The organism is Pseudomonas sp. Yb2C2 (assembly GCF_052112325.1).
GTDB classification, from domain to species: Bacteria; Pseudomonadota; Gammaproteobacteria; order Pseudomonadales; family Pseudomonadaceae; genus Aquipseudomonas; species Aquipseudomonas marginalis.
Genome location: NZ_JAVAJK010000014.1, coordinates 24,826 through 36,078, shown reverse-complemented (window position 1 = coordinate 36,078; position 11,253 = coordinate 24,826). Strand labels below are relative to the sequence as shown.

Annotated in this window: 11 protein-coding genes; 5 read left to right on the top strand and 6 right to left on the bottom strand. The window is 57.7% G+C overall.

What is annotated here, in order from left to right:
* Nucleotides 1-37: 37 nt before the first annotated feature.
* The 3 genes from Q8X51_RS19700 to Q8X51_RS19690 all read left to right on the top strand — a co-directional run bounded on the left by Q8X51_RS19700 (nucleotide 38) and on the right by Q8X51_RS19690 (nucleotide 3,654).
* Nucleotides 38-928, top strand: a complete 891-nt coding sequence (locus Q8X51_RS19700; protein WP_065926103.1) for an HpcH/HpaI aldolase/citrate lyase family protein — start codon at nucleotides 38-40, stop codon at nucleotides 926-928.
* 2 nt (nucleotides 929-930) lie between these two features.
* Nucleotides 931-1,356, top strand: a complete 426-nt coding sequence (locus Q8X51_RS19695) for a ParB N-terminal domain-containing protein (RefSeq protein WP_065926104.1) — start codon at nucleotides 931-933, stop codon at nucleotides 1,354-1,356.
* Between the two features lie 99 nt (nucleotides 1,357-1,455).
* Complete coding sequence (locus Q8X51_RS19690) at nucleotides 1,456-3,654, top strand: TonB-dependent receptor (RefSeq protein WP_407694607.1); 2,199 nt, start codon at nucleotides 1,456-1,458, stop codon at nucleotides 3,652-3,654.
* Nucleotides 3,655-3,819: 165 nt separating this feature from the next.
* Here the strand turns inward: Q8X51_RS19690 and Q8X51_RS19685 are convergent, their stop codons facing one another.
* Nucleotides 3,820-4,668 (bottom strand): SDR family oxidoreductase, encoded by an 849-nt coding sequence (locus Q8X51_RS19685; protein ID WP_065947793.1) that lies wholly within the window; start codon nucleotides 4,666-4,668, stop codon nucleotides 3,820-3,822.
* Between the two features lie 88 nt (nucleotides 4,669-4,756).
* Here Q8X51_RS19685 and Q8X51_RS19680 point away from each other — a divergent pair, with 88 nt between their 5' ends.
* Nucleotides 4,757-5,167, top strand: a complete 411-nt coding sequence (locus Q8X51_RS19680) for a winged helix-turn-helix transcriptional regulator (RefSeq protein WP_407694606.1) — start codon at nucleotides 4,757-4,759, stop codon at nucleotides 5,165-5,167.
* 63 nt (nucleotides 5,168-5,230) lie between these two features.
* On the opposite strand, the gene Q8X51_RS19675 is transcribed toward Q8X51_RS19680, so the two are convergent.
* Together Q8X51_RS19675 and Q8X51_RS19670 are read right to left on the bottom strand one after the other, a co-directional pair.
* Entirely contained in the window at nucleotides 5,231-5,965 is a 735-nt protein-coding gene (locus tag Q8X51_RS19675) for an NADPH-dependent F420 reductase (RefSeq protein ID WP_065926108.1), read from the bottom strand.
* A 122-nt stretch (nucleotides 5,966-6,087) separates the two neighbouring features.
* Nucleotides 6,088-6,846 (bottom strand): SDR family oxidoreductase, encoded by a 759-nt coding sequence (locus Q8X51_RS19670; protein WP_407694605.1) that lies wholly within the window; start codon nucleotides 6,844-6,846, stop codon nucleotides 6,088-6,090.
* A 100-nt stretch (nucleotides 6,847-6,946) separates the two neighbouring features.
* Here Q8X51_RS19670 and Q8X51_RS19665 point away from each other — a divergent pair, with 100 nt between their 5' ends.
* Nucleotides 6,947-7,534 (top strand): TetR/AcrR family transcriptional regulator, encoded by a 588-nt coding sequence (locus tag Q8X51_RS19665; protein ID WP_065926110.1) that lies wholly within the window; start codon nucleotides 6,947-6,949, stop codon nucleotides 7,532-7,534.
* Between the two features lie 53 nt (nucleotides 7,535-7,587).
* Here the strand turns inward: Q8X51_RS19665 and Q8X51_RS19660 are convergent, their stop codons facing one another.
* The 3 genes from Q8X51_RS19660 to Q8X51_RS19650 form a co-directional block, all read right to left on the bottom strand.
* Nucleotides 7,588-8,466, bottom strand: a complete 879-nt coding sequence (locus Q8X51_RS19660; protein ID WP_407694651.1) for an isocitrate lyase/PEP mutase family protein — start codon at nucleotides 8,464-8,466, stop codon at nucleotides 7,588-7,590.
* Nucleotides 8,467-8,589: 123 nt separating this feature from the next.
* On the bottom strand, nucleotides 8,590-9,897 hold the full coding sequence (gene dctA / locus Q8X51_RS19655) for a C4-dicarboxylate transporter DctA (protein WP_027603415.1): 1,308 nt from the start codon (nucleotides 9,895-9,897) through the stop codon (nucleotides 8,590-8,592).
* A 102-nt stretch (nucleotides 9,898-9,999) separates the two neighbouring features.
* Entirely contained in the window at nucleotides 10,000-11,169 is a 1,170-nt protein-coding gene (locus Q8X51_RS19650) for a mandelate racemase/muconate lactonizing enzyme family protein (RefSeq protein ID WP_065939592.1), read from the bottom strand.
* Between the last annotated feature and the right edge of the window lie 84 nt (nucleotides 11,170-11,253).

Genomic DNA, 11,253 nt, shown 5'->3' with positions numbered 1-11,253 from the left:
CAAAAACCACGACTGATGCACGCCAAGGAGAACTGCTATGAACACTGATCGTCCGATCACGACTGCCCTGCTTCCCATCAGCTACCTGTTCGTTCCGGGGAACCGTCCGGAGCGCTTTGCCAAAGCGGCTGAGGCCGGAGCGGATGCAATCATCCTGGACCTTGAGGATGCGGTTCATCCCGATAGCAAAGCCGCTGCTCGAGCTGCCATCTGGACGTGGCAGGAGAGTGCGCCAAGTGTGGCGTGCCAGCGGTTTATCCGGCTCAACAGCGTCGGCAGCGCGTTGTTCCGCCAGGACCTGACGTGGTTGGGCGACATGCGTTACCCCGAGCGTTGCACCGGGGTATTCCTGCCCAAGGCCGAGGCGCCGCAAGCGTTGGCGCGGGTGGTCGAGCAGTTGCTGGCGTGGCAACCCCAATTGCACATTGTCGCGATCATCGAGACGGCCAGAGGCTTGCAGCAGGTGGAGGCGATTGCTGCGGTTCCCGGCCTGTCACGCCTGGCCTTTGGCTCGCTGGATTTTTCCCTGGATATCAATTGCGGCCAGGTGCCTGAGGCGTTTGTGTACGCACGCAACCGCATCGTGCTGGCCTCTCGCACTGCAGGTTTGCCGGCGCCGATCGACGGAGTCACACCGGCGATCAACGACCTGGCGGTGGTCGCCCAGGACTCGCTCTACGCTCGCTCCCTCGGGTTCGGGGCCAAGCTGTGCATCCATCCCGCGCAGTTGGCGACGGTGCAGCGCGCATTTCTACCCGATGCGCAGCAATTGGCCTGGGCGGGTCGGGTGATGAGTGCCGTGGCCGGGGGCAGCCATGCGGTGCAAGTTGACGGCGAAATGGTCGACCTGCCGCTGATCGAACAGGCGCAACGCCTGTTGGACATGGCCCGCCGACACGCAGCGGTCGCCAAGACCGGAGCTTGCTGAACATGCTGCCAGGACAGGAAGGGGCCATTGCGCAGACCTATCAGATTGCGCTGCGACCGGTGTGCGAAGTGCTGCAATCGGAACAGGTGGACCCGGCGAATGTGCAGTGGCTATGCGACTCGATTATCCGCGCAGGGCATTGGCTGGAACCGATCATTGTCGAGCGCTCGCAAGGCATCGTGATGGACGGTAACCATCGCCTGAATGCAGCGTTGCAGTTGGGTCTGTGTCGGGTGCCGTGCATCCAGCTCGACTACGCGGACCCACGGGTGTGCGTACGGCACTGGCACACGGGGCACGCGTTCGAGGTCGCGCGGATTTTCAACACCATCGCCCGCGGCGAGATCTTTCCGTACAAGACCACACGGCATGTGTTTGATCCGGCGCTACCGGTCATCGCGATCCCGCTGGATCGCCTGTACGAGTGAGCCGTGCAAAAAAATCAGGTGGGTGGGTGATACTTTTTCGCACGTCGACTGGCATTAGGAGTGATTCCCATTTTCTCTCGTTGAAAGGATCCTCTCGTCATGCCTGTTGCCAGTCGGCCCTGCGGTGAACGCGCGTTAACCCTCGCTATTCGAACCGCCCTGTTGAATTTCGTCATGGTCGCAGCGGGCGCCAATGCCTGGGCTGAGACACCAACGCCTGCCGCCACGGATGACAGCACGCCCAGCCTGACCCTCGACACCACCACGATCGACGGCCGCTACAACGGCCCGACGACGTTGCCCGAAGTCCTCCCCGGTGGACAGGTGGCGCGCGGCGCGCGGCTGGGCATGATGGGCAACAAAGACGTGATGGACACGCCGTTCAGCGTCACCAGCTACACCGCCAAAACCCTCGCCGACCTGCAAACCGTTACCGTTGCCGATGCCCTGGAACGCGACCCCTCGGTGCGCTCGACCGGCCAGACCGGCGGTATCGTCGATTCGTTTTTCATTCGCGGTTTCGCCATCGGCGAAGGCAACCTGGGTGAGCTGGCCTACGACGGTGTGTATGGCGTAGCCCCCAATTACCGGGTCTTTACCGAGTATGCCGAGCGTGTCGAAGTGCTCAAGGGACCGGGTGCCTTGATGTATGGCATCTCGCCCAACAGTGGCGTGGGTGGGGTCATCAACATCGTTCCCAAACGGCCGCTGGAGGAAGACCTGACCCGGTTCACCGGTAGCTACGCGTCAGATTCCCAGGCGGGCGGGCACCTGGATATCAGTCGGCGTTTTGGTGAGGAAAACCAGTTCGGCGTGCGCTTTAACGGCAGCCTGCAGGGCGGCGACACGGCGGTGAACGACCAGCATCGCGACGTAGGGATCGGTGCGATTGCCCTGGATTATCGTGGCGAGCGGCTGCGCCTGAACCTGGACTACATCAGCCAGAAAGAAAGCTTCGACGGTGCCTCACGCCCGTTCACCATCGCGCCGGGCGTTGACGTGCCATCCGCCCCCAATGGCCGCACCAGCCTGCCGCAAAAGTGGGGTTGGTCGGATACCAAGGAACAGTCCGCATTGCTCGGCGGTGAATATGATCTGAGCGACAACCTCACGGTGTTCGCCCATGCAGGGGGCGGCAAGTCGGATGTGAAACGCATGTCCGACCAAGTGCCGCGCATCCTCAATGACGCGGGTGACACCAGCAACGTCCCGGGCTATTACAAGTTCAACGTCGACCGTTCTACCGCCGATGTGGGGATGCGCGGGCTCTTCGCCACCGGCCCTGTAACCCATACCACCACGCTGATGGCGACCCGTTACCAGGATGAGCTGTCGCGGGGCATCAACAACGGCACCACAATCCTCTCCAATATCTACCACCCGGTGGACACGCCCAAGCAATACATCAACACGCCCAAGGTGCTGCGAATCTCCGAGTCGGAGTTGTCCGGCGTGGCATTGACCGACACCTTGGGGATGCTGGATGACCGTTTCCAACTGACCCTGGGCGTACGCCGGCAGTTTATCGAGTCGCGTAACTACAATGCCGCCGGCACCGTCAGCTCGCGTTACAGCGCCAACGCCACCACGCCGTTGCTGGGTGTGGTGGTCAAGCCTTGGGAGGACGTCTCCCTCTACTACAACTACGTCGAAGGGCTGAGCAAAGGCGATGCGGCACCGGGCACGGCGAGCAACGCCGGGGAAACCTTTGCGCCGTATGAGTCCAAGCAGCACGAACTGGGGGTGAAGTATGAACACGGCACCTTCATGACCACACTGGCGCTGTTCCAGATCAAAAAACCTGCCGGCGAACTGGGCGCCAATGGCGTGTATTCGGTGCAGGCCGAACAGCGCAACCGTGGCCTGGAACTCAGCGTGTTCGGCGAAGTGGCCACCGGCACCCGTTTGATGGGGGGCGTGACCTTCCTCGATGGCGAGCTGACCAAGTCGGCGACTGCCGCTAACCAGGGCAACAAGCCGGTCGGCGTGCCCGATATCCAGGCCAACCTGTGGGCGGAATACGACACCCCCTGGCTGGAAGGTTTCACCCTCACGGGTGGTGCGATCTACACCGACAGCCAATACGTCAACCAGGCCAACACCCAGGAACTCGACGCCTGGACCCGCATTGACGCCGGTGCGCGTTACGCCACCAAGATAGAAGGGCGGCCGACGACATTCCGCGCCACGGTACAGAACGTGTTCGACCGTGAGTACTGGTCCGGCGTGGCCTCTTATGGTGCGTTTTCCCCGGGGTATCCGCGTACCTTGCAACTATCGGCGACCGTCGATTTTTGACGGGCGCCGGTATGGAGCAATCATGCACCAGCAATAAGCTTAAGCCTTGCTGGCCACCCGATCGTCACTGACCCGAATTCGCCATTGCTCAACGGTGCGCAGGGGTTTACAGCCCTTGCGCTCTTTGTTGGCGTGGCTGCTCGGCGGCGTCACGGTGTCCTGCGATCATTGCCCTTTGAGCGCGATTGCCACTGCTGCTGAAAGTGAAGTCGTGGCCCTGCCGATCAGCGTCGAAAGCTGATGGCTATCATCGAAAAGTGCGCCTTGGGATGCGTTGACATCGTAGCCAGCCAGGGCCTGTGCGAGTGGCTCCGGGAGGCCGAAATTGATTAACGCAGAGGCGTAGTCAGTTTCAGGCAAGTTCTTGTAGGGAATGTTCCTACCCGTTTGCCGAGAAACCTCGGCTGCGAGTTCCGATAACGTCCAGGCGCTGTCACCCGCCAACTCGTAGACCTTCCCCTCTTGATCGTCGCGGGTCAGCACGACGGCAGCGGCCTGGGCAAAATCTTCCCGTGTCGCCGCGGCAATCTTTCCATCACCTGCACTGCCGATAAATTCACCGGCCGATAACGCGCCAGCGATAAAGCCGGTGTAGTTCTCGGTATACCAACCATGACGCAATATCGTGAATGCCAACCCCGACGCTTTGAGCTCGGCTTCCGTTTGCCGATGCTCCTCGGCGAGGCTCAATGAAGAGGTATCCGCGTGCAGTACACTGGTATAAACGACGCGACTCACACCGGCCTGCCTTGCAGCGTTGATGACATTTCGATGCTGTGAGAGTCGCTTACCTATTTCGCTTGAGGAAATGAGTAGAAGCGTGTCGACTCCGCTGAGCGCCGCGACCAGGGTTTGCGGATTGTCATAGTCGGCAACACGTGCCTCCACGCCTAGATCACTCGCCTTGTCAGGGCTGCGCACCAGCGCGACCAGGTTGGACGCGGGTACTTTTTGCTTGAGTTGCTGGACAACGAGGCGGCCAAGTTGGCCGGTGGCTCCGGTGACGGCGATCATGAGGGGTTCCTTTTACAAAAAGTGATAGAACAGGCAGAGTAGGGCCTTAACTAACTTTTCGTAAGTACGTACCTAAAGGTAAGTAAGCATGCCGGATTCCGAGCCCTCTGGAGCAACCCGTCCCGCAACAGTGGCCAACCGACTGCGCAGCGGTGAATTATTCGACCCGGATTGTCCCTCGAGGGTCGTGCTCCAGCACGTCAGCAGCCGCTGGGGAGTATTAGTATTGGTGGCCTTGCTCGCGGATACGCATCGCTTCAGCGATCTGCGTCGCAAGATTGGAGGCGTCAGCGAAAAGATGCTTGCGCAGACCCTCCAGTTTTTGGAACTCGATGGTTTCGTCCTGCGCAAATCCTATCCGGTCGTGCCGCCTCACGTTGAGTACAGCCTCACCCCTATGGGAACTGAAGTAGCCCGCCATGTCGAAGGCCTGGTTGACTGGATCGAAGGCAATCTGCCAAAGATTCTGGAGGAACAACGCTCTCGCCAGATTTCATAACGGGCTTGCGACCTATTGATCACTCAGGCGGGACCTTAGGCAAGAGTCCCTCCAATCCGATAGTCAGGCGGTCAGTTCCCGATTCATGGCAACAATGTCCTCGTGTGTGAAATGGCCACCGGGCGTCATGAACGTGGCCATCAGGGCATCCCGGTTTTGAGGCGCCCTCAACTTATCTGCCGCGCACAAGGCTGCCTTCAGCGCTGGCAACTTCAGTTCGGTGCAATAGGCAGGTGTACCGGGTTGCTGACGCCACGAGTCTTCAAGGCTACCCGCGGCAAGCGCGGTGAAGCCGGTGTCCTCTACAAGATCTTGCGCGATCGCTTCAGCATTGATGTCACCGCCAGCTACAGGTAAGGCTATGCGTGAGGAAGACCCGACCGGTTGGCCGTGGTCGGCAAGCGTTGCTGCGAGGACGGCATTCCATGCCTTAACCACCGGGCGGCCAATCTGCTCGCTTACCCAAACGCTTTCGGGCTTGCCGTCGTCCACTTCTTTGATCGCTCCGTCTCGTCCTGGATAGTAATTGGAGGTGTCGATGATGACGACCTTCTCGGGAAGATTGCTCAATGTTTGCCGCAGATCCGGGTACTTTGCAAAGGGGATAGAGAGGATTACGGCGTCCACGTCGGACACCGCGTCTTCTTTGGTCACCGCGTGTACACCGATTTTGTTGGCAAGGTTCTCAAGGGTATGAGGGCTCTTTGAATTTGCCAGTTTGACTTCATGGCCGCACGCCGCGAGCTTACGGGCAAGCGTTGCGCCAATGTTGCCTGCGCCGATAATTCCGATTTTCATTTCAATTGGATCCTCACCTACGAACAATAATCAAGCTATCAAGCCGTGCCGATCAATCCTGGGCGCTGCGAGATGCCATCGGGTGACCGCGATGGCAGCAGAGGCTACTCACACGGTTGACATCATTCTGCCGGTGGTTTGTATCCCGCCAGCATTTTCAGCACATCATCATGTGATCCGCTTGCTTCAGCAAACCGTAAGGGCTTGGCGCGCTCGACGACAAGTTCCCGTGGGGTCGGAGAGATCTCGAGCAGTTCGAAGATTTCATCCAAAAACGCCTCCAGGGGCATGGCGTGTTCGTCGTTTTCCTGCCCCAGTAAAGTGGTACGCACCCCCGGTGGCGCAAGCTCTATAACCTCAACCGGCGAGTTCTCCAGCTGTACTCGAAGACTTTGAGTGAACGAGTGAACTGCAGCTTTGGTTGCGCTGTAGGTCGGTGTGGCTGGCAGCGGTACGAATGCCAGCGCCGAACTGACATTCACAATCGTTGCACTGGGTTGCTTGATCAGTTGGGGAGTGAACGCGTAAACCATACGAATCGTGCCAAGTAAGTTCGTGGTCACGATATCTTCGGCCGTGCTCAGGCTTTGCGGATCAGTCAGATCCTCCCAGTGCATGATCCCGGCGTTGTTTATAAGGACGTTCAGATTCGGATGGCTGGTCGCAAGCGCTGTGCAGCTGCGCTGGATGGATTGTGGATCGCAGACGTCCAGCACGACGGATTCAATCCCCGGATGCTCCGACACGATCTTGTCGAGCAGAGCCTTGCGACGTCCTGCAATGATGACGGTGTTGCCCGCCTTGTGAAGCCTGAGCGCCAGACCGAGGCCGATGCCTGAGGTGCCGCCAGTAACCAGAATCGTGTTGCCAGTGCTGTTCATAGTAAACTCCAGAAACGACGCTTAAACGGACAAGTGTCCGCTTGATAAAAATTACCGGACAATTGTCCGATTAGCAATGCAATGAAGGAAAACTTTGTCCATGACTGACGAATTGGTGATGCGTTCTGACGCCAAGAAAAACCGCGAACGGATACTGGAAGTCGCTGTGCTCGAGCTGACCAGCGATCCTGCGGTTGCGTTGAGCACGATCGCGAAGAAGGCCGGGGTGGGGCAGGGCACGTTCTATCGCCACTTCGCCACCCGAGAGAAACTGGTATTCGAGGTCTATCAATTCGAGATGCAACAGGTGGCATCGTTGGCGCAACAGCTTCTCGCGACAAAACCGCCCAAGGAGGCCCTGCGGGAATGGATGGACAGCCTCGCTGAATACGCAATGACAAAGGCAGGACTCGCTGCTGCGATTCAACAAGCTGCGTCTGTTTACGAGTTCCCAGGGAAATCGGGATACGCTCCAGTCCAGGCCGCCGCCGAGTTGCTTTTGAGGGCGAATGAAAAGGCCGGAACTATTCGTAGCGGGATTACCAACGACGATTTCTTTCTAGCCATTGCTGGCATATGGCAAATGGATGCCCAGAGTGAATGGCGCTCGCGTCTCGCCAGATTGATGAACCTGGTGATGGATGGTCTGTGCGCTGGCAGCCCCGAGAGCCTGAAGAAAAACGTGTAGCCTTTAGGGCAGACCTATTGCCAGCAACCTGGTGGTCACTCCGCCCGCCTGTTTCAGGGGTAATTTGAATCGTGCCCTGACTTCAAGTAGGTCTTGGCCCACTCACGATAGTTATCCGAGAGCGTGTATTTTGAAAGCAGCTCAGGAAGGGAAAGCTCGCTTGCGTGTGTGCCGCTTTGTTCGCGCAGCGCCTCGTAGGTCGCTTTGATTGCGGACAAATAAGGGGCATGCCCATTGACCACGACCCGCACATTGGCGGCACTCAGTTTCTCGACATCGCTCAGGGCCGGATTGCCGTAGTTGATCAGCATGATTGGCACGCTGAGGTGTGCCGTGAGTGCTTCCAGGTGCTGGAAATCCTTAACGCCAACCAGGCAAATCGCATCTGCTCCGGCCTTCTGATAGGCCGCAGTGCGAGCGATGGAGTCTTCCAACGTGGTAGCGGCCACATTCGTTCTGGCAATGATGCTGAGCGCATCATCCGAACGGGCAAATCGTGCAGCGTAGATCTTGGCTGCGGCTTCTTGCCTTTCGATAAGCACGTTCGACTGCTCGTCGTACTTGGCCGGTAGGTGGGTGTCTTCCAGCGTCAGGGCGGCAACCCCGGCTTTCTGAAGTTCGGTCACTGTTCGCATGACATTAAGTGCGTTACCGAACCCATGATCAGCGTCGCCGATGATTGGGATTTGACTGGCCCGCCCGACTCTAGAAACCTGTTCGACGTACTCATCAAGCGTGAGCAGTGCAATGTCAGGTGCCCCGAGCACTTGAAGCGAGGCGACGGAACCACCTTGGATGGCAACCTCAAAGCCAAGGTCGGATGCCATGCGAACCGAGATAGGATCGAATACGGACGCGGCAAATTTACAGGCGGTTCCGTGAAGTAAGTCACCAAACGTCTTGCGCAATTCATGATGAGATCGCTCGATCATTTTTTCGGCTCCATCCACTTCATTCACGGTTTTCGTTGGGATCGTCCCGCGTTGAACGAGACCTGGAAATCACGACCGGTCATGGCCATGGTTGATGCGCAAATGACCGGTAAACTGTGCTGATTACTTTTGCGGCAACAGTGCTTTGCGCACTGCTTTTTGGTGTTTCATTGCAGCAATTTCATGCTCGCAGGCTTCGACGTCAAAGGAGTTGTCCCATTTGGCAATGGCGATGGTGCCGATACCGTTGCCGATCAGGTTGGTCACGGCACGCGCTTCGTTGAGGAAGCGGTCGATGCCCAACAGCAGGACAAGGCCTACCAGCGGAATGGAGTGGATGGTCGTGAGCGTTGCCGCAAGGGTTATGAACCCGGCACCCGCCACGCCAGCGGAGCCTTTTGAGGTCAGCAGGAAGACACCCAGCAGAATCATCTGATCCATAAACGTCAGGGGCGTATTGGTTGCCTGTGCGATAAAAATCGCCGCCATGGTGAGGTAAATGCAGGTGCCATCCGCATTGAAGGCATATCCAGTGGGTAGCACCATGCCCACCACTGACTTCTTGCAGCCCAGCTTTTCAAGTTTCACCATCATTCGCGGAAGCACGGCCTCGGTTGAGCAGGTGCCAAGCGTGATGAGAATTTCATCTTTGAAATAACGCAGAAATTGCATAAGCGGCATGCCTGACCATCTAGCAACCGTCCCTAGTACGACCACGATGAAAATCAAGGTGGTGATGTAGAGCGCGACCAGCAACTGGCCGAGTGACAGCAAGGTACCAATTCCGTACTTGCCTATCGTGAACGCCATCCCGGCGCCGGCGCCAATCGGCGCCAGGCGCATAACCATTGCTACGATCTTGAACAGCCCTTGCAGAAACAAGTCGATGGTATTGATCAGCGGTTTGCTGGTTTCACCCATTTGAACGAGGGCGATGCCCATCAATACCGAAATCAAGATGACCTGAAGCATGACGCCATTCGAGAATGCGCCAATGAAGGTGCTCGGGATGATGTTGAGAAAGAAATCGATAGTCCCGCCCTGCTCACTGGCGGCTTGGCTGTACTTGGCGATAGCGCTGGCATCAAGCGTGGTAGCGTTGATATTCATCCCGGCGCCTGGCTTTACGACATTGACCACAATAAGGCCGATGACCAGCGCAATGGTTGAAAGGATTTCAAAGTAGAGCAGCGCCTTCACGCCGATCCGCCCAACCTCCTTGATGCTGCCCATCTTGGCGATACCCACCACGACAGTACCGAAAATAATCGGCGCCAACAGCATTTTGATGAGTTTGATAAAGCCATCCGCAAAAGGTTGAAGCTTGGCTCCGAATTGCGGTTCAAAGTGACCGATTGCAGCGCCGATGACGATACCGATCAGCACCTGCACATACAGCTGGCTGTACCAGCGGGACTTGGACATTTCCACGGAAGCACCTCATTTTATTTTTGTGATGGGCATGTGGTTTGGCGTCAATGGATGACGCCTGAGTCTGCGGCCCCTTTAAAAGAAACCGCAGACCGAGGTTGATCAGCCTTCGCCTAACTCGCGCATGACTGCGTACAAGGCGGACTTGGCTTCGAAACCAACACCTGGAATATCCGGCAGGCCGACATAACTATTTTCCACCTTGATTCCGTCGGCGAAGCCGCCGAAAGGCTGGAACACGTCGGGGTAGGATTCGTTGCCGCCCAGGTGCAGGCCGGCTGCGATGTTCAGGGACATCTGGTGGCCACCATGGGGAACCACGCGGCGGGAAGACCAACCCATGTCTTCCATCACTTTCAGGGTGCGCATGTACTCCACCAGCCCGTAGGACAGGGCGCAGTCGAACTGGAGGAAGTCGCGATCAGGGCGCATTCCACCGTGACGCAGAAGGTTACGGGCATCCTGGTGGGAGAACAGGTTTTCCCCGGTGGCCATGGGCAGCTCATAGTGATTGGCAAGCTCAGCCTGAAGTGCGTAATCGAGCGGGTCGCCGATCTCCTCGTACCAGAAGAGGTTGTACTGCTTGATGGCTTCCGCGTAAGCAATACCGGTCTGTAGATCGAAACGACCGTTGGCATCGACCGCCAGTCGACGACCGTCACCCACCACTTCAAGCACCGCTTCGATGCGACGAATATCCTCATCCAGCGGTACCGCCCCAATCTTCATTTTGACGACGTCGTAGCCACGATCCAGATAGCTCTGCATTTCTGCTTTGAGCTTGGTCTGGTCTTTACCTGGGTAGTAATACCCACCGGCTGCGTAGACCCAGACCTTGTCATCTGCCACGCCGTTACGGTAGCGGTCAGCCAGCAGGCGATACAGAGGTTTGCCCTCAATCTTGGCGACGGCATCCCATACAGCCATGTCGATGGTGCCAACCGCGACCGAGCGCTCGCCGTGGCCGCCTGGCTTTTCGTTGGTCATCAGGGTTTTCCAGATGGCGAACGGATCCAGGTTGTTGTTTTCATGGTCGACGAGCGTGTCAGGATCAGCTTCCGTGATACGCGCCAGGAAACGATCCCGCATCAGAGCGCCTTGGCCATAGCGGCCATTGGAGTTGAAACCGTAGCCGATGACGGGTTTGCCATCGCGAATCACATCGGTGATGACCGCGACGACCGAGCAGGTCATCTTGGAAAAATCGATATAGGCATTGGCAATTGGGGAGGCAATGGAAACTGTTTTTTCACGGATGTCTACGATACGCATGACGGGCTCCTCTTGTTGTTTGTGGCCCCACGTTATGCTTTGCGATGTCACCCGCCCAATGCTATTAATGCCGGACCCTATGCA

What these genes read in the sequence shown, in the direction of transcription:
- Q8X51_RS19700 (WP_065926103.1), top strand. Translation starts at nt 38, where the DNA reads ATGAACACTGATCGTCCGATCACGACTGCCCTGCTTCCCATCAGCTAC.
- Q8X51_RS19695 (WP_065926104.1), top strand. Translation starts at nt 931, where the DNA reads ATGCTGCCAGGACAGGAAGGGGCCATTGCGCAGACCTATCAGATTGCG.
- Q8X51_RS19690 (WP_407694607.1), top strand. Translation starts at nt 1,456, where the DNA reads ATGCCTGTTGCCAGTCGGCCCTGCGGTGAACGCGCGTTAACCCTCGCT.
- Q8X51_RS19685 (WP_065947793.1), bottom strand. Translation starts at nt 4,668, where the DNA reads ATGATCGCCGTCACCGGAGCCACCGGCCAACTTGGCCGCCTCGTTGTC.
- Q8X51_RS19680 (WP_407694606.1), top strand. Translation starts at nt 4,757, where the DNA reads ATGCCGGATTCCGAGCCCTCTGGAGCAACCCGTCCCGCAACAGTGGCC.
- Q8X51_RS19675 (WP_065926108.1), bottom strand. Translation starts at nt 5,965, where the DNA reads ATGAAAATCGGAATTATCGGCGCAGGCAACATTGGCGCAACGCTTGCC.
- Q8X51_RS19670 (WP_407694605.1), bottom strand. Translation starts at nt 6,846, where the DNA reads ATGAACAGCACTGGCAACACGATTCTGGTTACTGGCGGCACCTCAGGC.
- Q8X51_RS19665 (WP_065926110.1), top strand. Translation starts at nt 6,947, where the DNA reads ATGACTGACGAATTGGTGATGCGTTCTGACGCCAAGAAAAACCGCGAA.
- Q8X51_RS19660 (WP_407694651.1), bottom strand. Translation starts at nt 8,466, where the DNA reads ATGATCGAGCGATCTCATCATGAATTGCGCAAGACGTTTGGTGACTTA.
- Q8X51_RS19650 (WP_065939592.1), bottom strand. Translation starts at nt 11,169, where the DNA reads ATGCGTATCGTAGACATCCGTGAAAAAACAGTTTCCATTGCCTCCCCA.